The organism is Niabella aquatica, assembly GCF_054779315.1.
On sequence record NZ_BAAGYM010000003.1, the window covers coordinates 238,295 to 262,033 of the forward strand.

The following is a 23,739-nucleotide window of genomic DNA, read 5'->3' on the forward strand; positions in this document are numbered from 1 at the left end:
AATATAATGGGGCCATACCTTCCCGCTTTTTGAATGAAATCCGGTAAATTTTATTGCTTAAGCTTTTTTATACTGGGGAATCAGCCCATTTGCCAGCTCTACCATTTGTTTAATACCCTCTTCAGGCAGATTTCCTTTTTTAAATTCAGCCATCACATCAGGCAATTTATTTTCCATTTCCATCAGGAAATGATCTTCAAATTCTTTCACTTTATTCACAGGCACTTCCCTTATTAAACCGTTAGTACCCAGGTAAATAATAGCTACCTGCTTTTCTACAGGGAACGGAGCGTACTGGGGTTGTTTCAAAATTTCAACGTTCCGGGTCCCTTTATCAATTACATTTTTAGTAGCGGCGTCCAGGTCGCCGCCAAATTTCGAAAATGCCTCCAGCTCGCGGTAAAGCGCCTGGTCGAGCTTTAAAGTACCCGCCACCTTTTTCATCGATTTGATCTGCGCGTTACCACCCACACGACTTACCGAAATACCCACATTAATAGCCGGGCGGATACCAGACAGGAATAAGCTCGATTCAAGGAATATCTGGCCGTCTGTGATTGAAATTACGTTGGTAGGAATGTAGGCCGATACATCGCCTGCCTGGGTTTCAATAATGGGAAGTGCTGTTAAAGAACCGCCGCCTTTTACCAGGTGCCTGATAGAATCGGGAAGATCGTTCATATTTTTAACGATCTCATCGTTATTGATCACTTTTGCAGCTCTTTCCAGTAAACGGCTGTGCAGGTAGAACACATCCCCAGGATAAGCCTCACGGCCCGGTGGGCGACGTAATAAAAGAGATACCTCGCGGTAAGCTACCGCCTGTTTTGAGAGATCATCGTAAATGATCAATGCAGGACGCCCGGTATCGCGGAAATACTCACCAATAGCCGCACCGGCAAATGGCGCGTAGAATTGCAATGGAGCCGGGTCAGATGCAGAAGCGGCAACGATAGTTGTATACTCCATAGCACCATTGTCCTGTAAAGTTTTCATAACACCGGCAATAGTAGAAGCCTTTTGCCCGATGGCTACATAAATACAATATACCGGCTTGCCGGCGGCAAAAAATTCTTTTTGATTGATAATGGTATCCACCGCAATAGCCGTTTTACCGGTTTGGCGGTCTCCAATGATCAGCTCCCTTTGACCACGGCCAATAGGGATCATGGCATCGATAGCCTTAATACCTGTTTGCAGTGGCTCTTTTACCGGCTCACGGAAAATCACCCCCGGAGCTTTACGCTCTAAAGGCATTTCGTACAACTCCCCGGCAATAGGACCTTTTCCATCAATAGGCTGGCCCAAAGTATTTACAACGCGCCCGGTCATACCTTCGCCTACTTTAATAGAAGCGATCTGGCCGGTACGACGCACTTTAGAGCCTTCTTTTATCTCTTTGCCTTCACCCATCAATACCACCCCTACGTTATCTTCTTCCAGGTTAAGCGCAATGGCGCGAACACCATTTTCAAACTCAACCAGCTCACCATAACGTACGTTTCCTAACCCATATACACGGGCAATACCATCACCCACCTGCAGCACTGTTCCTACTTCTTCTAAATCTGCATGAGCATTAAAATTGCTTAACTGCTCCCGCAATATGGCGCTTATTTCGTCGGGTTTAATTTCTGGCATATACTTAATTTAAAAATGGTTTTTTTTATGGCTGTTTTCACAGCCCTTGTTTTCAGGGTGCAAAAGTAGGATATCAGTAATTTATAACAAAATAATAGAACGGGATAGTTCCTTTATTCCTAAAAATGGAAAAGCACCGGCTTCAAAGAAATTATTTCACTACCAGCACGCCGTCTGCTAAAAAACGTATTTGTTTTTGTGGCTTTTTGATAGCTGCTATTTCTTTCTTGCTTTTTTTGGCGTCTTCAGCGTAATGCTGCAGTTCTTCTACAGAAGTTATTTCATTAAAAGCAATCCCTTCCAGAACAATTGTTTTGCCCGCAATATCTGTTGGCACAAAAAAAGCATAATCCTTAAATTTTACAAACATTTTACTTTTATCAGCCAGTTCCACATCCATCCAACAGCCTTTTTTAGGACATGATGCTAAAACTTTACCGCTAACCTTCGCAACAACCGTGTCTTTTTTGGACAGCTGCCGCGTCAGGCTGGCAAGCGGAGTAACGTTATCAGCAGTCAGGGCTTCTCCATAAATATTTCCCGGTGCAGCAAGGCCTGCAGGAGGCTGTGCCATGCCTAATTTAGCTGCAATTAATAAAAAAAGAGTAATAATTTTTTTCATTTCCTTTATGATTAAGAGGACAAATTTATGAAACTGTCTATTTTTGCAGCAAACAGAATCTGATATGACTAAAATCAATACGCGGATAATCATACTCGCCGTCCTTATATTACTTGCAGCATTCAGCCGGCTCCTGCCCCATCCTTATAACTTTTCGCCGTTAGTAGCCATAGCACTATTTGGCGGTTCCCGGTTCGATAAGAAATGGCAGGCATTTATAGTTCCTGTAATTGCTTATTTTATATCAGACATAGCGCTTCTGGCAAGCGGAAAAATGGGCATTTATAGTTTTTCTCAGCCATTTGTTATCATTTCCCAGGCATTTGTGTATGCAGGCATAATCCTGGTTACGCTGCTGGGCACTACTCTGCACCATCCCAAAGCCGTAAATATTTTAGGATATTCCCTAACAGGTTCTGCTGTTTTCTGGATCATTTCCAATTTAGGCGTTTGGGTAGGCAACTATTTTGCGGCAGGCACCCTTACTTATGAACCAGGGCTTACTTTAGATATGACGTACCTGCGGGCACTGCCTTTTTACAATACCATGAGCACAGAAATGTTTGCCAATGCCTTCCTGGGCGACCTGTTTTATTGCGCAGTGCTTTTTGGCCTATTGGCCCTGGCGCAAAAACGCTACCCGGGTTTACAGTATTCAAATAGCTGAATAGCAATCAACAGTTTTTTGCAGTTAGCAACCTCACTTAAATCTTAATAAATTGTAAAAATTGCATTTATTATAATTTTATACCCACCTGCGCTTGATTTACATAAAACTTTATATACCTTTGACCCCCCAAATCGGCTGATATGAGCTTGTTTGGAAAATTGAAACATTATTTTTTAACGCCTTAAATTTCTATTTAAAATGGCAGCTAAAATTAGATTGCAAAGACACGGCTCTAAAAAAAGGCCCTTTTATTTCATCGTTGTCGCTGATGCCAGAAGCCCCCGTGATGGTAAATTCATCCAGAAACTGGGTACTTACAACCCCCTGACTATTCCTGCTACTATTGAGCTGGACCGTCAGAAAGCATTGGAATGGCTGAACAAAGGTGCTACACCTACAGATACTGTTCGCCGCATACTTAGCTTTAAAGGAGTATTATATCTGAAGCATTTGCTGCGTGGTGTAAAACTGGGTTTATTCGATGAAACCGCGGCTATGCAGAAATTTACAACCTGGAGCGCAGAGCACGAAGAGCATATTAAACGGCGCCAGCAGAAAGCTATCGACGAAAGAAGAGCTAAACGCAGGGTAGCCAGTGCAGTTCCACGCAAAGTAGCTGAACCCAAAGCTGAAACTCCGGCACCAGAGGCAAATGCTGAAGGTACCGAAGCATAATATAGCTTACGGAACAAAAAATTAAAAGAGGCCGTCTCAAACCAGAAACAGCCTCTTTTTTTATGCCTGCCTGTTGCCAATAGGTCTGCTTTTGCGTCTATCATTCAAATATGAAATACCCTATAACTATTTATGCAATAATCTTCTTTTCATTTATATCGTTAAACTTTCAATGTGGTAAAGACAAGGAACTACTGCCTGCCAAATCTGAAGAACCTCAAATATTTGAAATGCTGCTGGAGATTGATCCGGTTAAGAAAAAATATGCCATTGGCGATACAATTTGGATAGATGCCAGCCTGCCCCATAAAATGCTCTCCAATGTAAAAGATCACACAAAAATCCTGGTTGATACTGTTGGATATAATGTTCCGTTTATTTTTAAAGTTCTTACTAAACAAACATTAGTTCCTGGTGGGGGATTTTGCGAGTTTGTCAATCCGCAACAATTACAGTTAGCTACTTCATCAGGTTATTATGACCCCAGGTATAATGTATACTGGAATTATAATACCGGAATCATTCAGCATTTCGGTTGTAACGAAACTCAATATAAATTTAAAATCGGTATCAGGCTAAATGCCAGGGGAGCTTTTTACATTGGCATATCAGGAAGTCAGTTAATGAGCTGCGTCAATAATGAAAATTTCCACCACAACAGATACCTGTCGTTTAAGTTTAATACAGCAGATGTAAACGAGGACGTGTACAACGATTTGCCGAAACTTTCGCAAAAGGACCCTTACTGGATCGGTTTTGATATAAGCTCCTTAAACGATAAAAAAGCATTCGTAGTTCAGGTAGAATAGTTTATAAATTTCTATAGACCCAATATTTCTTAAATCTTCATCAAGGTGTGCCTCATTATTATTAATTTCGGCTGATGAACACCATGAAGGAATACATAAGCATCGGAAAAATAGCTGGCACTCACGGTCTTAAAGGTGAGGTGGTACTAAAGCATGCCCTGGGCAAAAAAACAGCTTTTAAGGGTCTTAAGGCCATTTTTTTAAAAGATAAAAGCGGCAGCTTTTTACCATGGTTTCCCGAGGAATCAAAGATCAAAAGCGACACCGAAACCTACCTGAAGCTGGAAAGTATTGACACCGTTGAACAGGCAAAAACCCTTCATCAGAAAGAAGTATGGCTAGCCCAGGCAGATTTTAAAAAATATGCATCCGGTTCGGCACCTATCAGCTTATTAGGATATACAATTATTGAAGGAGACAAAGAACTGGGCACAATAGAAGAAATCATAGAACAGCCCCACCAGGTTTTATGCAGGCTACATATTGAACAGAAAGAGGTTTTTATTCCCCTGCATGAAGAAACTTTAAAAAAAGCAGATGCAAAAAATAAAAAACTTTTTGTGGAGCTGCCTGACGGGTTGCTGGACATTTATTTAACCTGATAACTTATATAACACCCCACCCTTTTAGCTATGAATCTTAAAGAATATATAGCCCAGCACCTGATGGATGTACATAGTGGCAATAACTGGACGGAAGTAAACCTGAGCCATACAATAAAAAATATCAGCTGGCAACAGGCCATAATCATTACTCCTTTTTCACCTAACAGCATTGCCATGCTGGTGCACCATATCAGCTATTGGAACAGGGCTGTAGCTCAGCGAGGCACAGGTACCCAGCCTGTTATCAATAAGGAAAACGGAATGAATGTACCTCCTATTACCAGCGAAACCGAATGGGAAAAGCTGAAAAAAGACAACCTTGTTTCGGCACATGAGCTGGCAACTGTAATTGAAGGTTATGATGAGGGAAACCTGTTCAGCCCCATATTAGCTAACCACTCCAGCGCCTACAAAAATTTCCAGGGGCAGGTGGAGCATGTGCATTACCACCTGGGCCAGATCGTAATGATTAAAAATTTCTTACTCTCCGCTTCAAAAAAAGATAGCCGGCCGGTGTAAAGCGTTTTACTTCTTAATAGAATCGCCATATACCTATACCGGTAAAGATTAAGGATTTTATAATAAGCGGTGTGCATTTTATTGAAATAGCCGCCCACATATGGTTTGTACCTGCTCATATCCATCGACTAAGGCTTCATCAACAGTTCGACGGGAGTTGTCATTTATGTTGCGCCTTATTGGAACAGGTCATCGATCATCAGCTCACTTTGCACCAGGTTGGTATAGTAAGCATTCTTCTTAACGCCGTAGGTGGTGATCAGTGTCAGGAACAGGGTTTTCCTGGTTCGGGTATTGTCCCGGAATACCTCTAGTTTATTGGACAGTTTTGCTGCATAGCGTTTGTCTATTGTAAAGCCCGATTGTGAAAACTTTATTTCACAAATATTGATACACTGGTCTGCCCGGTCTATTAACAGATATGGATCAGGTAAGTTTTTCCTATACGCCGACGCCCGTAAATGGCCAGCAGCTCCGGTTCTCTCGACTGCAGCAGCCGGTTCAGGGTCGCTATCTCATTCTGGCGGCCTATAATTATTTTCTTCATAGCGCAATATTAGCTGCCAAAACTAGGTAAAATAATGAGTTATGGCGGATAATAAACAGCCCGGCACAGTACTGATAGCGACAGGTATGCCCGGTACATGGCTCTGTTGCAGGCCCTGCCTAAGAAAGGTTGCTCTGTTTATCTTTACCCAGCTCAGTGATTATACTAACTGCCTTTCATTGCGTGCTGGAAGTACCTCAATAAGGGTTGGTTTATCAAGATGATCTCAAACACTACTATTTATGAAGTTCGTGGTTGCTTTAAATTTTATACTTTATGCACCCCCGGGCAATTTTAATTCGTGAGATCCTTGTCTTTATTGTTATGTAAAGCAGAAATAGAACAGATTATACCATAAATATTTGCTGCAACCTTCATTAGAAGAGCGGCACACCCAAAAGAAAGGCTAATTCCTGCTGGATAAGGTACATCGCTACGGAGTTCATTCCTGTCTCATTTTTTTAGTAACTACTCTAAAATAAATTGTTACAGGGCAAATCGTATGACAAAGCACAAACAATAAAATAGCGAGTATTTAGTTTAATTGTGATAAAATACTTGCACTTCTGCAAATAGTTATTATCTAGCTGCTTAATACCATAAATGCGCTGAACATATACTCTAAATACTATTCGCTATTCTTTATTAATTTATTTACTTTTAATGTATCAATTCCTGGCATTTTACCCTTATCGAATTATTGATTATAATTGCCTGAGAGTTTTTTGTAACAGTTTTTCTATGGTAAAAGAGCAACAAATAGAGGAAGGTTTAATTAAAAAGCTAACAGATTTAAAATACATCTATCGTGGAGACATCCGGGATCGTAATGCCCTGGAAGTTAATTTTAGAGAAAAATTTGAGGCACTCAATAGGGTTCGGCTTACAAATGCTGAATTTGCCCGCTTACGGGATGAAATTATAAATCAGGATGTTTTTGCCGCTTCCAAATTATTACGGGAACGTAATTATTTTCAAAGGGAGGACGGCACCCCCCTGTATTATACGCTGGTAAATATTAAGGACTGGTGTAAGAATGAGTTTGAGGTGATCAACCAGTTGCGCATTAATACAGAAAACAGCAGCCACCGCTACGACGTAATTATTTTGATTAATGGTATTCCTGTTGTGCAAATAGAAGTGAAGGGCCTGGACATAAGCCCGCGTAAAGCAATGCAGCAGATTGTGAGCTACAAAAATGACCCGGGTAACGGTTATACCAATTCACTCCTCTGCTTTATGCAGTTGTTTATTGTAAGTAATCAAACCAATACCTACTATTTCGCTAATAATAAAAACCAGCATTTCAGTTTCAATGCAGATGAGCAATTTTTGCCGGTGTACAAATTAGCAGATGAGAAAAACAACAAAATCTCTCACCTGGATTCTTTTGCTGATAAATTTTTATCCAAATGTACGTTGGGCGAAATGATCAGCAAGTATATGGTACTGGTAGAAAGCGAGCAAAGGCTGCTGGTAATGCGCCCCTATCAGATTTATGCAGTGAAAGCTATTGTAGACTGCATTCATCAAAACCGGGGCAATGGCTATATCTGGCATACTACGGGAAGTGGTAAAACATTAACTTCATTCAAGGCCTCTACACTTTTAAAAGACAACCCGGATATTGAAAAATGTTTATTTGTAGTGGATCGTAAAGACCTCGACCGGCAAACCCGTGAAGAGTTTAACCGGTTCCAGGAGGGCAGTGTGGAAGAAAATACCAATACAGAAACATTGGTAAGGCGCTTACTATCTACCGACTATGCCGACAAAGTAATTGTTACCACCATTCAAAAACTGGGTTTGGCATTAGATGAAAACAGTAAACGCAATAAGAAAAAAGAAAAAGAAGGCAAAGAAACCTATAAGGAGCGGTTAGAACCTTTGAAGGATAGCCGGATCGTTTTCGTTTTTGACGAATGTCATCGTTCCCAGTTTGGTGATAACCATGATGCTATTAAGGAATTTTTCCCTAACGCACAGCTTTTTGGCTTTACCGGTACGCCGATCTTTGATGATAATGCTATTTATACGCAAAGGGATGGCGAATCCGGTTTTTATAAAACCACTCAAGATGTTTTTGAAAAACTGTTACACGCATATACCATTACGCATGCAATAGATGACAGGAATGTATTGCGTTTTCATGTTGATTATTTTAAGGTAGAAGGTAAAGTGAATGCAAAACCCGGTGAGGCCCTGCCCGTCCGGCAGGCGGGTATTACGCAGCAGGCCGTGGTTGAAGCCATTATTGACAAACACAATGCCGCCACCAATTTCCGCAAATTCAATGCTATATTGGCAACTGCCTCTATCAATAATGCCATTGAATATTATAAACTCTTTAAGGAGGTTCAAAAAAAGAAGCAGCTGGAAAACAAGGAATACACTCCACTCCATATCGCCTGTGTGTTCTCGCCACCTGTTCAGGCATTAGATAAGGATGGCAAAAATGCTGCGGATATAAAGCAGTTGCAGGAAGACCTGGAACAGGAAAAGGAGGACAATAAACAAAACCCGGATGAGAAAAAAGAAGCGTTAAAGAGCATTATTGCTGATTACAACAAGCAGTATGGCACCAACCACTCCATCAATGAATTTGATTTATATTACCAGGACGTGCAAAAACGCATTAAAGATCATAAATACAGTAATACCGACTATCCGCATAAAAACAAGATTGATATTTTAATTGTGGTGGACATGTTGCTTACCGGTTTTGATTCCAAATACCTGAATACGCTATATGTAGATAAAAACCTGAAGCATCATGGGTTAATACAGGCTTTTTCCCGTACCAACCGGGTGCTGAATGATACCAAGCCTTATGGTAACATACTGGATTTCCGCCATCAAAAAGATGCGGTGGATGAAGCCATTACCCTGTTCTCCGGCGAAGATCCCGGTAAGGCCCGTGAACTTTGGATGGTGGATCCGGCGCCCGTGGTAATTAAAAAATTTGAAAAAGCGGTGGAAGCATTGGACTTATTTATGCAGGATAGTCATTTGCTTTGTGAGCCGGAAGCTGTTTATAACCTGAGAGGCGATGCTGCCCGCATTAACTTTATCAAACGCTTTAAAGAAGTACAGCGCTTAAAAACCCAGCTGGATCAATATACGGATCTGGATGAAGTACAGCAGGCTAAAATAGAAGCCATATTGCCCGAGGTAATGCTGCGTTCCTTTAGAAGCTCTTACCTGGAAACGGCGAAGCAGCTCCAGCAAATACAGCAGCAGGAAGGCGAACAGGCACCGCCGGAAGTGCAGCAGCTGGATTTTGAATTTGTGCTTTTTGCTTCCGCCATAATCGATTATGATTATATTATGAACCTGATAGCCGACAATACGCAAAAGAAGCCGGCGAAGCAGCAAATGACGAAAGCGCAGGTGATCCGTTTAATTAGTTCCGATGCGAACCTGATGGATGAGCAGGAAGATTTAACGGAGTTCATTAATGGGCTGGATTGGACAAGAGGGTATAGTGCAGATGAACTAAAAGCAATGTTCAACGCTTTTAAAGACGACAAATACAATAAAGAGCTGGCTGCCATTGCCCATAAAAACGGATTGCAAACGGCAGCCCTGAAAGCCTTTGTAGAAAAAATAATGAGCCGGATGATTTTTGACGGTGAAAAGCTTACTGACCTGCTAGAACCTTTGGAATTGAGCTGGAAAGAACGCAGGATAAAGGAACTGGCATTGATGGAAGACCTGGTCCCCCAATTAAAAAAATTAGCCCAGGGCAGAAAGATAAGTGGGTTAGCGGCTTATGAATAGTCTTAAACCGTGATTAAAAAGATGATAGGATTGCTTGATTATGATAGAACAAGCACTAACACATAAAATTATCGGTGCAGCAATGGAAGTACATAAACATCTTGGAAATGGATTTCAGGAAGTAGTGTACCAGCGGGCGTTGGCAATAGAAATGCAGTTGCAAAACATAACTTTCAGCAGAGAGCACGAAATGCCTTTGCAATACAAAGGTTATAATGTAGGCACAAGACGGGTAGACTTTTATGTAGAAGATAAAATAATGGTTGAAATTAAAGCCATCATCAATTTGGAAGATGTGCATTTGGCACAGGCGATGAACTATGTGGAAGCTTATAATTTAGAAATCGGACTGTTGATAAACTTTGGATCAAAGAGCTTGCAGTTTAAGCGGGTTCATAACAACAAAAAATCAAGTAATCAAAATAATCCTTCAAATCAAGGTTCAGACAAATGAGCGATATAGAAACAGTAAAATACCAATCATTATTAGGCGACATAAAAACCGTTATACAAAAAGCTCGTTTGAATGCTGTACTTGCTGTAAACACCCAAATGATATTGTTGTATTGGCAAACAGGCAAAATGATAGCCGAACGCCAACAGCAGGAAGGCTGGTCAGCAAAAGTAATTCCACGCCTGGCTGTAGATTTAAAAAACGAGTTTACGGACCTTAAAGGTTTTTCGGAGCGTAACCTGGGTTATATGTTGCGTTTTGCACAAGAATATTCCGAAACGTCAATTTTGCAACAACCTGTTGCAAAATTACAAAGCACTGATAAAGAGGTAAATATAAATTTGCCGCAGACCGTGGCAAATTTGCAACAGGTGGTTGCAAAAATACCCTGGGGACACAATATTTTACTGATGGAGAAAGTAAAGGATAAAAATGCCCGCCTATGGTATGCACTCCAAACCATTGAAAAAGGCTGGAGCAGAGATTGGCTACTCAACGCCATAAAAATGGACAGTTACGCCCAGGCGCACAAACAAATCAAATCCCACAATTTTAGCGAAACGCTTCTCAGTATCCATTCAGATTACGCAACTGAAGTGTTTAAAGATGCTTATAATCTCGGCTTTTTAGGAATTACCGAAAAAGTAAAAGAGTCGGAGTTAGAAAAACGATTGGTAGAAAAAATTAAATCCTTTGTACTGGAATTAGGCAAAGGTTTTTCATTTATCGGCAATCAATACCGGTTGGAATATAACGGCAAAGAATACTTTGTAGATATGCTTTTCTTCCACAGGGGTTTACAGTCGTTGGTGGCTATTGAATTAAAGATTGGCAGCTTCAAAGCTGAATATGTAGGAAAAATGAACCTCTATCTTTCTTTGTTGGATAAATTAGAAAAAGGAGAAAATGAGAACTCGTCCATTGGCATTATCCTCTGCGCCGATAAAGACCATTTGGATGTGGAAATTGCCCTGCAGGACATTAATAAACCCATTGGCGTGGCGGAATACCAATTGTTATTACCTAAAGAGGAACTGCAAACCTTAGTATTGAACGAAATAAACGCGACGGAGGGAGCAAATGAACAAGAATAAAAAATTGCGTTTTCCTGAGTTTGCGAAGGAGGGCAAGTGGAAGGATCTCTCCGGCGAAGGTTTTTATGAGCCAGGCTGTAGTGCTTGTGGCGGCTTCGTTGTGTCACTCAACTTGTGCGGCGGAATACGCATCAGCTATCACTAACCCAAAGGGGCCATCGGCCCCATACATAGCATGTTCTGTCTCCCTGGTCTTACTGTCCCCCGAAATAGTACCCTTTTTGCGCCGGCCTCCCGGCCGGTGTATACCCGTAATTGGGCTGCTACCTAAAGTCCTTCTGTAATTATCATATCTGTAAAATGGGTTAAGCTAAGTAACAACGCCGCACAGGCCGGAAGGCTGGCGCGCGTTTGGGCGTTACGAAAAAAAAGATCAAGAACGATAATTTTTTTGCGATTCCGCATGAGTTTAATAAATTCAGGATATCACAATTATTTTTTTAAGAAATGTTTATTGATTACGTTCATCTGGTTCTAACTGAGTATGAAAAACTAAGGTCTGCAAATAAATTGTCGCTCGCATTAGTAAACCCAACGCCTGCCAGGATAAAGAACGAGTGTTTACAGATATGCCAATCACGGTATAAACAGGATGACGAAAGAATATTAAGAGATTTTTTTGGCTCAACGGATGGGCAGTATTCCTGTGTAAGGGCCATAAATCGTTGTGATGTTGACCGTTTCAGGCCTTTAGTAAATTATCTAAATAGAAAAGTAACCAATACAGATCCAAGAAACATTGAGTTATTAGCTTGGCTTATTGATTTTAAAGAAAGGCCATTCAAGCTTGGTAAACATTATGTAGAATTAGATGACAAAGCATCTGCAAAGTTAGCAGAGCCTAAAAATAGCGTTATCCAGGAGGTTGATGAAAACACTTACTATTCTGAAGACGCTAATTCCATTATGGAGCCAGCTTCTTTCTATGGCAATAAAGAACGCTTTTTAAGTAATATTAATCCCGGTAGGGAAGATTCTGATGCTTTTCATAAGTTTTCTTTGGAGTGTTTAACCAAAATTCTGGGGAGCAGACTTTCCCACCCTAAAAGTGAAGTAAAAATTAATGAAGGAAGAAAACGAATTGATATTGTATTTGATAACAATGATACAAAAGGCTTTTTTCATATTTTAAATCAATTTCATCATATAAAATGTCCTAAAATATTTATTGAGTGTAAAAATTATGGGCAGGAAGTTGGAAATCCGGAAATTGATCAACTCTTAGGGCGGTTGGGTAATAAGAGAGGGAATTTTGGCATGCTTCTATGCCGTTCGATTGATGATCGGCCTTTGATGATTAAACGATGTAAAGATGTTCTGAATGATAAAGATGCCTATATTATAGTGCTAGATGATAATGATATCAAACACTTATTAAAGCTAAAAAGCAGGGAAGGTGAACATTTGATTGATAGATTTCTTTTATCGAAAATTGATGAATTAATTATGTAGTATATAAATCCCAAGGCTGAATATCTTTGTTAACAACTAATATATTTTACTTAAATGTTTTATTAAGGGTATGGAAGATGATATCAAAACTACATCAGGACAACTTTACTTAGATAAGGATTTTAGTGTAGAGCTAAATTACAAATTCTGGACAACAAAAGGTGCCAGATTTGTGGCGAGCCACCGATTAAAGAAAATGAACAGATTATCTTCTTATTCGATAGGTTTTTTGTCGGGATATTTGATAATAGTTGGCTTGCTTAGCGTTTTTAAGATTGAGACTAAAGTTGTTATAACACCCGATCAATTGGCCTTTATCTCAACAGGTCTGTCAATATTAATTTTGGTTTTTAGTCAACTTGAAGGTGCGAATGATTATAGACTGAGAGCCGAAAAACACCATGATTGTGCATTAGAAATTGGTGATTTATATAACAAACTCAGATCTCTAAAGACCAGTTCTAAAACCGCGGAAGAAGTAAATAAATTATCTGAGCAACTTTCTGAAGAGTACTCAATAGTTTTGAAAAAATATGAAAATCATCATTTTATTGATTTTCTGAAATTTCAGACAACTAAAAATGATTATTTCAAATTAAGTAAGGTTGATGTCCTATTTATAAACCTTCGGTATTATTTTAGCTCAATATTTCTGTATCACTTTCTGATTATAGTTCCGCCAATATTAATATATCTAATGGTAAAATAACCAAGACCGCATTTTTCATTAATCCAGACCGCTCAATGCTCATGGTTTACTTCTAATTCGGATATATTGGTTGCCATTTTAGACAGGTTATGTACAGAAAGATTTCTGCAAATGCAATTTTTTGTTAATCAATATACTTAAACTGAGAAGCAATTTTTGTCTAACTGGTTATAGGTTGGTTTTTCTATTGAGGCAAACTTAGCAATCAATGCTCGTGCTTCACTTTTGAGGCGTTTAATAATTTTCTTTTGTTCTTTTAAATCGTCAATATCATTTAAAAAGGCGTTTTTATCAGTGATATGCCAACGAATCGAAAAATGCCAAAAATTCCATTTAGTCGGTGTATGCACAACTTTACATATTGCCTTAAATGTACCAACCCTATCACCAAAAGAATATTCTGCTATCTGATCTTGTATTGCATTAATTAAAACGGTCCAAAATCCTCTTTCATTGTTTGGGATAAAGTGAGTGCTGTATACAGGTGGAGTAACTTCAGTATTCGGCGCGCAATAGTCTGCATATTCATGCTTTCCTGCTGAAGTTAGCTCTATTGAAATGTGCTTAGTCTCAAAAATACTTAATATTTCAAATCAATAGTCAAAGCAATCCGGTATAGCCTATCATTTCTTCCCCGTCACCAGCAACTCACAAACCTCCACTCCCAGCACTTCCGCAATCTTAAACAAGGTTTCAACCGTAGGTTGATTTCTATTAGTACACCATTTAGATACTGCTGTGGTAGTAACTCTTATCTGTTCTGCAAGCCAAAGATTTGTTTTTTCCTTTTCAATAAGGACAATCTTTATTCGGTTAAAACGTTTCTTTTGTGCAGCCATGATCGGTAATTACAATACTAACAAAAAAGCAGGCACTTACTTTTTCGTACTTACTAATAGCTCACGTACATCGACTTTCAATATTGCAGCAATATCAAACAAGGTTTCCAGTGTAGGCTGCTGATCATTAGTGCACCATTTTGAGATGGTACTTTTATTTTTCCCCAACTGTTCAGCAAGCCACAGGTTCGTTTTGTCCTTATCGGCCAACACACTTTTGATTCGGTTGAGTATTCGTTTTTCCGCCATAATTAACTTTTCTTCCCCGCCACCAACAACTCACAAACTTCCACCCCCAGCACTTCTGCAATCTTAAACAAGGTTTCAACCGCAAGCTGGTTATCATTGGTACACCATTTAGACAGTCGTTCTGCTTACGCCTAATGCTTCGGCAAGCCATATATTGGTCTTTTCATTTTCTAACAGCACTATCTTTATCCGGTTAAAACGTTTCTTTTGTGCAGCCATGAGCGGTAATTACAATACTAACAAAAAACAGGCACTTACTTTTTCGTACTTACTAATAGCTCACGTACATCGACTTTCAAAATTGCAGCAATATCAAATAGGGTTTCCAGTGTAGGCTGCTGATCATTAGTGCACCATTTTGAGATAGTGCTTTTATTTTTTCCTAATTGTTCAGCAAGCCACAAATTAGTTTTATCCTTATCAGCCAGTACACTTTTGATCCGGTTGAGTATTCGTTTTTCCGCCATAATTAACTTTTCTTCCCCGTCACCAACAACTCACAAACCTCCACCCCCAGCACTTCCGCAATCTTAAACAAGGTTTCAACCGTAGGCTGATTATCATTGGTACACCATTTAGAAACAGCAGCTTTACTAACACCTACCTGTTCTGAAAGCCAGATATTTGTTTTTTCTTTTTCAATAAGGACAATCTTTATTCGGTTGAAACGCCTTTTTCGTGCAGTCATGAGAGCTTTTTTCAATAAGCGAATTATTTATCCCAAGCAACTAACGGAAAAAATAGCAATAATAGGTAAAAAGAAAAATTTGGAATATTTAAAATTAATTAATTAACTTTAAGTAAACTTTTCATATATTTGCTCAACTAAAATAAACTTGAAATGATTCTTTGGGATTCTTCATAAACGATACTTTACATTTGCAAGCACATACTTTATTATAGCGTGTTTGCTTTATTCTCGTTCTCCGAAACTACGACCTTCGAAATGAACCGGGAAATAAGGTAAATCGCTCACGTTGTTGCGTGGGCGTTCTTATTCTGGTTCAGGGTGTCGTAGCCCTCGGAGACGGTAAGGACTAACCCACGCTTCTTTTATGCGCTGGGTGGTCGGGTATTTTAATTTTCCAATTGCTAAAAACCATCGCTATGCACGCCGTTACTACACCTGTAAACACTTTTAAAAAACAACAAGGGCTACTCGTATGTATAGCTATAAGAGATGCACCAACCGGCAACCGCTACCGCGCCGGACCAGGCTAAGATCTATAAGATTTTGAAAACCTTATAGGTGTGCCCGCTCTTATTTCTGTTTCTTCGTTCTTTGAATTCCGTAAGGTGTTTCATCTTCTGCAGCCATAGGCAGTTGGTGCCTTAATGCCAGCTCAGCACAAACATATTCTAACAGATCGCCGGGGTTTACATCTATAGCCAGAGCTATCAGGTACAGCTCTTCTACCCTTAAGTGGCTGCGGTCGTTCAGCGTAAGCTCGTTCATACGCGCTTTTGAAAGACCGGTTCTGCGGGCTACCTCAGATTTGTTCACCGATTTTTGTGCCAGGTACAAACCAAGTTTAGTCATTGATTATTAGCGTTTTCTATACAATAATACTATTTAAAGATACTAAAATATAAAAAAAACACATGATTTATTTGGAATATTAAAATACTATCTATACTTTAGTACTGGTTTTCTATACTTCTGTTTGTTAAAATACCACTAACACCTGTGATTGTTAATCATATCGTCATCTAATCCTTTTGTCACAGGCGATCGCTAATACCCTGCCGCCTACACGCGGCATCTTTTTACAGAAAAAGAGAAACTTATACAAATAAAATAACTGGTCATGCATCAATGCAACACACCGGCTGCCCGGCATTTTCTCAACCGGCTGGCTATGGACACTGGCGAAGACCCGGCAAAAACAAACCCGCTTTTAAAATTACGGTATATTTTTGAATACACTCCCGTGCAGCAACTACTGGAAGAGCTGAACCTTATTTGCTCGGCAGCAATGAATGAAGCCTACACCTGGCAGCAAGGCAGCCCGGGAAACTGCCTGTATTACTTTAGCAGGCTGGAGCTGCTAACAGAATGCTGCTACCTGGTTAAAGAAGGTTGTCTCAAAAAAACATTCAAAAGCAGGAAAAACCCTGTTCCTAAAAAGCTGCTGGTAAAAATGCTGCCAATGCCACTTACAGCCCGTGAGTTTCGCCACCCGCTACGGGTCATTAAATCTTTTTTCCGCCATGCACCCTTACCGGAATGGAAGCGACAGTTACTGGTATGGACAGAAAACGCCCTGTCGCGCAGCAGTGTAAAGGATGAGCTGGAGCCTGAAACGCTGCTTCCATTTATAGACCATATGCGTAAACTGGTGTATGCCGCATACCTGCTGTGCCAATTTGTATACCCCGAAAAAAACATGTAGAAAAATTTATATGCTGGGGAGCGCCTTTTATGCAATTTCCGGATATAGAAAATGAATGCCTATTTTTTCACTCAATAATAAAACACATGAAAAACTACATTAGCCATTTAAAAGGCAAAGAGCAAAATGCCGTGCATTGTATTAAAAAACTTATTACAAACCAGCTGCACGCACAGATCATTTACTGTTTTGGTTGCCAAACCGTAAGCACAATTAAACGTACCGCTTTCAGTAAAAAGCAACTTAACGAAGAGCGGCAGTTTACCTGCAACCTGCTGATCATTACGCCCGATGCAGTACCAATCAGCCACGAAAAGATAGCCGAAGTACAGGAGCTTACGGCGCATTTTGGACAGGTGAACATGACCATTCATCCTATGGCCTTTATGCTGCAGCAACTAAACAAAGGCAACCTGTTTTTTAACTGGGTTCATAAAAACGGGATGTTGCTATACGATCGTAACAATATTACCCATTTATTGCCGCCGCCCGTGGAGAATGAATACTGGCCACAGGCTGAAGCGTTTTATACAAACGACCCGGAAATGACCAGCTATCTCGAAGTAAGCCTGCAGCCCATAGTAAAGCCAGAATCGAAAAAGGGAAAAGTGCCAATGCAGCCTCTTGAAATACGGCTAATGCTGACCCCGCAACAAGGCTGGCAGCCTGCGGTAAACACAGCCATTGCTACCCCCCAAACCCCGGAACATTAAATACGATCAGGGGAAAAGCCATCTTTGCAGCAGACCCGGCAAAAATTACCGGGTCTGCTTTTGTTTTACAAGGTACAGGTGCGGGCCAACTGTTATTTCATTTCGCCAAAAGTTTTACATAGATATGATTATACATTTTCCCACCGGTATTTTCTTGTTCTATTTTGCAGGCTTTCTTCCAGTCATGCCTTTTTGATCGATGATTTTTGCGTTGGGTTCGAAAACGGTTACCCGTAATTTGTATTCGCCTGCTTCACGCCAAGCGCAAAGGCATCATTGCCCCAGTTTTTTGGTAAAATGGAACAAAGGCATCAGCTTGTATGCTTTTACCATTGCCGGGCAGGTCGCTTTGGGAATTGCTGGCAGCTGCAGACAAGCTGATAAGCGGGCCCATGCGCGTATGTGGTGTTGCGGGGTTGCTCCCGGAAGCATGCTGGTTCAAACTCCTGAGCTCCTGCGCAAACAGTATATTGCCACTGAACGCCAGTAAAAGTATTGCCATAGCTTTAGTTTTCATTGTTTTGGCAGATCAACAAGCGGGTGCATATGTCACCTCTGAATTTTTAATTGCCGGGATACCCGCATTTTTTTTAAAGCGCAGCAGCGAAATAAAAATTTTACTTTTGAAGTGTGAGCCAGCCTCTATCCTATATCGCCCATTTCGATCTCGATTCTTTTTTCGTTTCGGTAGAGTTGCTGCTAAGGCCGGAGCTAAAGGGTAAACCGGTGATTGTTGGCGGTTCGGTGAACCGCGGGGTTGTTTCCACCTGCAGCTACGAAGCCAGAAAATTTGGCGTTCACTCCGCTATGCCCATGAAAACAGCCATCAAGCTTTGCCCGCAAGCCATTATATTAAAGGGGAATTATCACGAATACCGTTATTACTCCAAAAAAGTTACTGATCTCATTGCTTCAAAAGTGCCGCTGTTTCAGAAAGCTTCTATTGATGAGTTTTACTGCGACCTTACAGGGATGGACCGTTATTTTGACGTAAGCAGCTATACCCGCCAGCTACGGGAGCTTATTATAAAAGAAACCGGTCTTCCTATTTCCTGTGGTTTATCATCTGCCAAATTCATCAGCAAAATGGCCACTAACGAAGCCAAACCCAACGGATTTTTAGCAATACCACATGGTAAAGAAAAAGATTTTCTATGGCCATTAGGTATAGAAAAAATAAATGGTATCGGCAAACAAACGGAACCGCGCCTGCGGGCGATAGGCTTGCATACCATAAAGGATATTGCCAATACTCCTGTTGAGATACTGGAAACAAGGTTAGGCAAATGGGGGCGCGACCTGTGGCGCAAAGCAAACGGGATAGGCAGCGCGGAACTGGAAACGGAATGGAACCAGAAAAGTATGAGCCACGAAACTACCTTTCACGAAAATCAAACCAATGTTGATTTTTTGCATGCCCAACTGGTGAAACTTGCCGAACAAAATGCTTACGGCCTGAGACAGGATGAAAAACTTACAGGTTGCCTTACCGTAAAAATAAGATATGCTGATTTTGAAACCACAAGCAAGCAGGAAACTATTCCTTATACGTCTTTAGACGATGAACTGATTGAAAAGGCGAAAGAAATTTTTGATAAATTTTACCAGCAGGGCCGGCCGGTAAGATTAATCGGCGTACGTTTCAGCCAGCTGACAAACAGCGGTATGCAGATGAATCTATTCAATAGCCAGGATACAAGGCTGAATCTCTACAAAGCCGTAGATGATATTAAAAACCGTTTCGGAGACAAAACTGTTACCAAAGCCGTGGTGAGCAGGAAAAAAGCTGAATAGCATCCTTCATTTCTTGTCTGTTCCCCAGTTATTATGATTTTTAAGGATCATAATCCCAAAATATTATCATTTTCAGGGATCGTAATCCCCAATTATAATCGAACCCCAATGCGAAATTAAAAGCCTATCATACTTTCAAAGACACTTATAAGGCAGGTATCAATTTAATCAGCAGGCAAAACTTCAGGGATTTTGTTTAAAGGGGCAAGGCCTATGAGATCTTTATTCCGCGGCAAACAGACCTCACAGGCCTCCTCATGTTTTCCTTAAAGCTTGTGCAACCGTTTGCCCGAAAAACAACCTGCATCGTATGCCAAAAATGAATTTATTTTGTATACACTCCCAACACCATCAAAATTTATAAGATTATGAACGAAAAGTTTACGCAACGTATCGCCAGCGAAGTGGAAGAAATAAAAGCTTCCGGATTATATAAATCCGAACGTATCATTAACAGTCCGCAGGGAGCTGAAATAGAAGTAAATGGTAAAACCGTTTTAAACTTTTGCGCCAATAACTATTTGGGTTTATCGTCTCACCCGGATGTAATAAAAGCAGCGCATGAAGCTATTGACACGCATGGTTATGGCATGAGCAGCGTGCGCTTTATTTGCGGTACACAGGACATTCATAAAGAACTTGAAAGAAAGATATCTGAATTTTTGGGCACAGAAGATACCATACTTTATGCGGCAGCTTTTGATGCCAATGGCGGTGTATTTGAACCACTGTTTAGCGACCAGGATGCCATTATTTCAGACGCATTAAACCATGCCAGCATTATCGATGGCGTGAGGCTTTGTAAAGCACAGCGCTTCAGGTATGAGCATAATAATATGGAAGACCTGAAGGCAAAACTTGAGGAAGCGGGGGGGTGCCGTAACCGGATTATCGTAACCGATGGTTCTTTCAGTATGGACGGTACTATAGCACAGTTAGATAAAATAGTGGCGCTGGCTGAAAAATATGATGCAGCAATTATGATAGATGAATGCCACTCTTCGGGCTTCTTAGGGAAAACGGGTCGTGGTACCCACGAGTACCGGGGAGTGATGGGAAAAATAGATATTATTACAGGTACCCTTGGCAAAGCGCTGGGTGGCGCATCAGGCGGGTTCACATCCGGGCGTAAAGAGATCATCGATATGCTGCGCCAGAAATCGCGCCCTTATTTGTTCAGCAATACAGTGGCTCCATCCATTGTAGGCGCTTCTATTGCTGTGCTGGATATGCTTTCGGCGTCTACACATTTGCGTGATAAATTAGAATACAACACTAAATATTTCCGCGAAAAAATGACTGCTGCCGGGTTCGACATTAAACCCGGCGACCACCCGATCGTTCCCATTATGTTGTACGATGCTGTATTGGCGGCCAATTTCGCGGCTAAACTGTTAGATGAGGGGGTTTATGTTATCGGGTTCTTCTTCCCGGTAGTACCCAAAGGGCAGGCGCGTATCCGCGTACAATTGAGCGCTGCCCATGAGCAGGAGCATCTGGATAAAGCAATCGCGGCTTTCACTAAAGTAGGTAGAGAGCTGGGGGTGCTGAAGGTTAGTTGATAAGTTAACTGGTTGGCAAGTTAACAGATATCATCAACCTTCTTTTATAATGCAATGGTTACATATTTCAAATATATGCTGTTTGTTGTTTGTACTACAGCAACTTTGTCGTCTGTTGCGCAAACGGCGCCCCAAATGGCTCAATATCCATCGCCTATGAAAGAAATAGTTCGCAGGCACGAGCGTATTGCTTTCGACACTAAGCATGGAACTGTTATTACTTTGGATATTGTGTTGCCTAAGCCGGTGGTCATTTATTTATCGCGGAAAATAAAGAAAACAAAAAAGGCCGATCTACTGATCCATTTTCACGGAAGCGGCAATATTGTTGCATTTGCTGCAGAAAAGTATAAAGGTAATCTGATTGCGGTAACCGTTAACCTGGGTTCCGGTTCGGGCGTCTATTCCGATGTTTTTAAAAATGACTCAGCATTCGCGCTGCTTGAAGGCGCAATATGGAATACTGTTGCTGCAAAACCTGGCGCTACACTTCGTAAAGGCAACATTATTTTAAGTGGTTTCAGCGCAGGCTATGGCGCTATACGCAGCATCCTTTCCCGGCCGGAATATTTCAGCAAGGTAAATGCGGTATTGCTACTGGATGGCTTGCACACCAGCTACATACCTGAAAGAAAAGTGTTAGCTGATGGTGGTAGTATCGATTCAGCCGGGTTAATGCCATTTATACATTTTGCTAAAGAAAGCGCAGATCAACTACACGGGAAAAAATTTTTGTTCACGCATTCCGAAATTTTCCCCGGCACATTTGTAAGCACTACAGAAGCCGCTGAATATTTACTAAAAGAGCTGCAGATGAAAACAGCTCCTGTTTTAAAATGGGGCCCTGGTGGTATGCAGCAGATCAGCGAAGCATCAAAAGGAAATTGTAAAATACTTGGTTTTGCGGGCAATTCAGCCCCGGACCATGTTGATCATTTGCAGGGTTTATACTACTTCCTCAACAAACTGTAATATGTTTTATTGCCGTCCATCTGTAAATGCTTGGTAGTCATTCTTAAAATGATTAGGTTTGAAATATTCCTTATTTGTAAAAAATATTTATGCTTAAAAATATTATTTGCAGCTGTGCCGCATTGATCATTATTACAGGTGTTAATGCGCAATCTCCAAAACCAACAGAGCATCCGGGCAAACCGGAAAACAGTACTGAAAAAAAGACCGGCTCCAGTGATCTCAGCTTCAATCCGGATGCAGTAATTGTTACCAACCATACCGTAACCATTAACGGCAAACAGGTTCCTTATAAAGCGGTGACCGGCACGCTGCCGGTTTGGGATGAAAATGGAAAAGCCATTGCCGGGTTGTTTTTTACATACTATGAAAGAACAGATATTAAGGATAAAAGTACCCGCCCGCTTACCATTTCTTTTAATGGCGGCCCCGGCTCTGCATCTGCATGGATGCATATTGGCTATACGGGCCCTGTATTGCTGAATATTGATGATGAAGGATATCCTGTGCAGCCTTATGGCTATAAAGAAAACCCTTATTCCATTTTAGATGCAACAGACATTGTATATGTTGACCCTGTAAATACCGGCTACTCCAGAATTGTTGGCAATGCGCCTAAAGAAAAGTTTTTTGGAGTGAACGCAGATATAAAATACCTGGCAGAATGGATCAACAGCTTTGTAAACCGTTATAACCGCTGGGCTTCGCCTAAATTTTTAATAGGCGAAAGCTATGGAACCACACGTGTTTCGGGCCTTGCATTAGAGCTGCAACAATCGCACTGGATGTACCTGAACGGTGTGATACTGGTATCTCCAACTGATCTGGGCATTGAGCGGGGTACCGCTACAGAAGCAGCCTTACTGCTGCCTTATTATGCAGCAACCGCCTGGTATCATAAAAAACAACCGGCAGACCTGCAGCAAAAAGATCTAACAGCTATGTTGCCCGAAGTGGAAAATTTTACTATGAATGAGCTTATTCCTGCCATTAACAAAGGCAGCCTTTTAGATGATGCCACCAGGCAGGCCATTGCCGCTAAAATGGCACGCTATTCGGGAATAACTGAAAAGATTATTTTGCAAAACAATCTTGCTGTCAGCACTAATTTATTCTGGAAGGAATTATTAAGGGATGAAGGTTTTACCATCGGCCGCCTGGACTCAAGATACAAAGGCATTGATAAAAAAGATGCCGGTCTTAGCCCGGATTTCAATGCAGAGCTTACGGCATGGCTGCATGCTTTCACGCCGCCCATTAATATGTACATTAAAAACGAATTGAATTATAAGACAGATTATCCGTATAATATGTTTGGGAATGTATGGCCCTGGGACGACAAAAATAACAGAACGGGTGAAAACCTGCGCCAGGCAATGGCCATCAATCCTTACCTGCATTTACTGGTACAATCCGGTTACTATGACGGGGCCTGCGATTATTTTAACGCGAAGTATAATTTATGGCAGATGGACCCCTCAGGTAAATTGAAAAACCGCATTAGCTGGGAAGGCTACAGAAGCGGGCATATGATGTACCTGAGAAGAGATGATCTAAAAGTAAGCACCGGGCATCTTCGCGAGTTTATCAGTAATGCTATTCCAAAAGCCGGAATGCCGGCTAAGTATTAGTTTACCCGG

General features: G+C 40.9%; 27 protein-coding genes. 16 read left to right on the forward strand and 11 right to left on the reverse strand.

Annotated features, from left to right (window positions below):
- Positions 1–57: 57 nt before the first annotated feature.
- Entirely contained in the window at positions 58–1,641 is a 1,584-nt protein-coding gene (atpA, locus tag ACYVBM_RS02570) for a F0F1 ATP synthase subunit alpha (protein ID WP_460684049.1), read from the reverse strand.
- A gap of 151 nt (positions 1,642–1,792) precedes the next feature.
- On the reverse strand, positions 1,793–2,263 hold the full coding sequence (locus tag ACYVBM_RS02575; protein WP_460684050.1) for a DUF4920 domain-containing protein: 471 nt from the start codon (positions 2,261–2,263) through the stop codon (positions 1,793–1,795).
- A 64-nt stretch (positions 2,264–2,327) separates the two neighbouring features.
- Here ACYVBM_RS02575 and ACYVBM_RS02580 point away from each other — a divergent pair, with 64 nt between their 5' ends.
- The 5 genes from ACYVBM_RS02580 to ACYVBM_RS02600 all read left to right on the forward strand — a co-directional run bounded on the left by ACYVBM_RS02580 (position 2,328) and on the right by ACYVBM_RS02600 (position 5,541).
- A complete protein-coding gene (locus tag ACYVBM_RS02580) occupies positions 2,328–2,930 on the forward strand; it encodes a DUF6580 family putative transport protein (RefSeq protein ID WP_460684051.1) in 603 nt (200 codons plus the stop codon).
- A gap of 201 nt (positions 2,931–3,131) precedes the next feature.
- The gene (rpsP, locus tag ACYVBM_RS02585; protein WP_460684052.1) at positions 3,132–3,608 is read left to right on the forward strand and encodes a 30S ribosomal protein S16; all 477 of its coding nucleotides are present in this window, start codon (positions 3,132–3,134) and stop codon (positions 3,606–3,608) included.
- A gap of 110 nt (positions 3,609–3,718) precedes the next feature.
- On the forward strand, positions 3,719–4,417 hold the full coding sequence (locus ACYVBM_RS02590) for a hypothetical protein (RefSeq protein ID WP_460684053.1): 699 nt from the start codon (positions 3,719–3,721) through the stop codon (positions 4,415–4,417).
- A 74-nt stretch (positions 4,418–4,491) separates the two neighbouring features.
- Positions 4,492–5,019, forward strand: coding sequence for a ribosome maturation factor RimM (gene rimM, locus ACYVBM_RS02595; RefSeq protein ID WP_460684054.1), 528 nt, complete (start codon positions 4,492–4,494; stop codon positions 5,017–5,019).
- A gap of 30 nt (positions 5,020–5,049) precedes the next feature.
- Positions 5,050–5,541: a DinB family protein gene (locus ACYVBM_RS02600; protein ID WP_460684055.1), complete on the forward strand. Its 492-nt coding sequence runs from the start codon at positions 5,050–5,052 to the stop codon at positions 5,539–5,541.
- 412 nt (positions 5,542–5,953) lie between these two features.
- Here the strand turns inward: ACYVBM_RS02600 and ACYVBM_RS02605 are convergent, their stop codons facing one another.
- Entirely contained in the window at positions 5,954–6,088 is a 135-nt protein-coding gene (locus ACYVBM_RS02605; RefSeq protein WP_460684056.1) for a hypothetical protein, read from the reverse strand.
- A 741-nt stretch (positions 6,089–6,829) separates the two neighbouring features.
- Between ACYVBM_RS02605 and ACYVBM_RS02610 the strand changes: the two genes are divergently transcribed.
- The 5 genes from ACYVBM_RS02610 (at position 6,830) to ACYVBM_RS02630 (ending at position 13,577) form a co-directional block, all read left to right on the forward strand.
- Positions 6,830–9,868, forward strand: coding sequence for a type I restriction endonuclease subunit R (locus ACYVBM_RS02610; protein WP_460684057.1), 3,039 nt, complete (start codon positions 6,830–6,832; stop codon positions 9,866–9,868).
- Between the two features lie 40 nt (positions 9,869–9,908).
- Positions 9,909–10,322 carry a GxxExxY protein gene (locus tag ACYVBM_RS02615; protein ID WP_460684285.1) on the forward strand — a complete coding sequence of 138 codons (414 nt, stop codon included), beginning with the start codon at positions 9,909–9,911 and terminating at the stop codon, positions 10,320–10,322.
- On the forward strand, positions 10,319–11,416 hold the full coding sequence (locus tag ACYVBM_RS02620) for a PDDEXK nuclease domain-containing protein (RefSeq protein WP_460684058.1): 1,098 nt from the start codon (positions 10,319–10,321) through the stop codon (positions 11,414–11,416). The genes ACYVBM_RS02615 and ACYVBM_RS02620 overlap by 4 nt, the downstream gene beginning before the upstream one ends.
- 447 nt (positions 11,417–11,863) lie before the next feature.
- On the forward strand, positions 11,864–12,868 hold the full coding sequence (locus tag ACYVBM_RS02625) for a hypothetical protein (RefSeq protein ID WP_460684059.1): 1,005 nt from the start codon (positions 11,864–11,866) through the stop codon (positions 12,866–12,868).
- A gap of 70 nt (positions 12,869–12,938) precedes the next feature.
- The gene (locus tag ACYVBM_RS02630; RefSeq protein ID WP_460684060.1) at positions 12,939–13,577 is read left to right on the forward strand and encodes an SLATT domain-containing protein; all 639 of its coding nucleotides are present in this window, start codon (positions 12,939–12,941) and stop codon (positions 13,575–13,577) included.
- A 137-nt stretch (positions 13,578–13,714) separates the two neighbouring features.
- Here ACYVBM_RS02630 and ACYVBM_RS02635 read toward each other — a convergent pair whose 3' ends face one another.
- From ACYVBM_RS02635 to ACYVBM_RS02665, 7 genes are all read right to left on the reverse strand, one after another.
- Positions 13,715–13,927 carry a hypothetical protein gene (locus tag ACYVBM_RS02635; RefSeq protein WP_460684061.1) on the reverse strand — a complete coding sequence of 71 codons (213 nt, stop codon included), beginning with the start codon at positions 13,925–13,927 and terminating at the stop codon, positions 13,715–13,717.
- 273 nt (positions 13,928–14,200) lie between these two features.
- Positions 14,201–14,416, reverse strand: a complete 216-nt coding sequence (locus ACYVBM_RS02640; RefSeq protein WP_460684062.1) for a helix-turn-helix transcriptional regulator — start codon at positions 14,414–14,416, stop codon at positions 14,201–14,203.
- Between the two features lie 36 nt (positions 14,417–14,452).
- A complete protein-coding gene (locus ACYVBM_RS02645) occupies positions 14,453–14,665 on the reverse strand; it encodes a helix-turn-helix transcriptional regulator (RefSeq protein WP_460684063.1) in 213 nt (70 codons plus the stop codon).
- A 2-nt stretch (positions 14,666–14,667) separates the two neighbouring features.
- The gene (locus ACYVBM_RS02650) at positions 14,668–14,781 is read right to left on the reverse strand and encodes a hypothetical protein (protein WP_460684286.1); all 114 of its coding nucleotides are present in this window, start codon (positions 14,779–14,781) and stop codon (positions 14,668–14,670) included.
- A 138-nt stretch (positions 14,782–14,919) separates the two neighbouring features.
- A complete protein-coding gene (locus ACYVBM_RS02655) occupies positions 14,920–15,132 on the reverse strand; it encodes a helix-turn-helix transcriptional regulator (protein WP_460684063.1) in 213 nt (70 codons plus the stop codon).
- 2 nt (positions 15,133–15,134) lie between these two features.
- Positions 15,135–15,368: a helix-turn-helix transcriptional regulator gene (locus tag ACYVBM_RS02660; RefSeq protein WP_460684064.1), complete on the reverse strand. Its 234-nt coding sequence runs from the start codon at positions 15,366–15,368 to the stop codon at positions 15,135–15,137.
- 558 nt (positions 15,369–15,926) lie between these two features.
- A complete protein-coding gene (locus tag ACYVBM_RS02665; RefSeq protein WP_460684065.1) occupies positions 15,927–16,205 on the reverse strand; it encodes a helix-turn-helix domain-containing protein in 279 nt (92 codons plus the stop codon).
- Between the two features lie 268 nt (positions 16,206–16,473).
- On the opposite strand from ACYVBM_RS02665, the gene ACYVBM_RS02670 reads away from it, so the two are divergent.
- Together ACYVBM_RS02670 and ACYVBM_RS02675 are read left to right on the forward strand one after the other, a co-directional pair.
- A complete protein-coding gene (locus ACYVBM_RS02670) occupies positions 16,474–17,058 on the forward strand; it encodes a hypothetical protein (RefSeq protein ID WP_460684066.1) in 585 nt (194 codons plus the stop codon).
- An 86-nt stretch (positions 17,059–17,144) separates the two neighbouring features.
- Positions 17,145–17,771 (forward strand): hypothetical protein, encoded by a 627-nt coding sequence (locus ACYVBM_RS02675; RefSeq protein ID WP_460684067.1) that lies wholly within the window; start codon positions 17,145–17,147, stop codon positions 17,769–17,771.
- Positions 17,772–18,024: 253 nt separating this feature from the next.
- Here ACYVBM_RS02675 and ACYVBM_RS02680 read toward each other — a convergent pair whose 3' ends face one another.
- Entirely contained in the window at positions 18,025–18,273 is a 249-nt protein-coding gene (locus ACYVBM_RS02680) for a hypothetical protein (RefSeq protein WP_460684068.1), read from the reverse strand.
- 128 nt (positions 18,274–18,401) lie between these two features.
- Here ACYVBM_RS02680 and dinB point away from each other — a divergent pair, with 128 nt between their 5' ends.
- The 4 genes from dinB (at position 18,402) to ACYVBM_RS02700 (ending at position 23,730) form a co-directional block, all read left to right on the forward strand.
- Positions 18,402–19,565 (forward strand): DNA polymerase IV, encoded by a 1,164-nt coding sequence (gene dinB, locus ACYVBM_RS02685; protein WP_460684069.1) that lies wholly within the window; start codon positions 18,402–18,404, stop codon positions 19,563–19,565.
- 368 nt (positions 19,566–19,933) lie between these two features.
- Complete coding sequence (gene kbl / locus ACYVBM_RS02690) at positions 19,934–21,127, forward strand: glycine C-acetyltransferase (RefSeq protein ID WP_460684070.1); 1,194 nt, start codon at positions 19,934–19,936, stop codon at positions 21,125–21,127.
- Positions 21,128–21,202: 75 nt separating this feature from the next.
- Positions 21,203–22,099 (forward strand): hypothetical protein, encoded by an 897-nt coding sequence (locus tag ACYVBM_RS02695; RefSeq protein ID WP_460684071.1) that lies wholly within the window; start codon positions 21,203–21,205, stop codon positions 22,097–22,099.
- An 89-nt stretch (positions 22,100–22,188) separates the two neighbouring features.
- Positions 22,189–23,730 carry a S10 family peptidase gene (locus ACYVBM_RS02700; RefSeq protein WP_460684072.1) on the forward strand — a complete coding sequence of 514 codons (1,542 nt, stop codon included), beginning with the start codon at positions 22,189–22,191 and terminating at the stop codon, positions 23,728–23,730.
- Positions 23,731–23,739 lie beyond the last annotated feature (9 nt).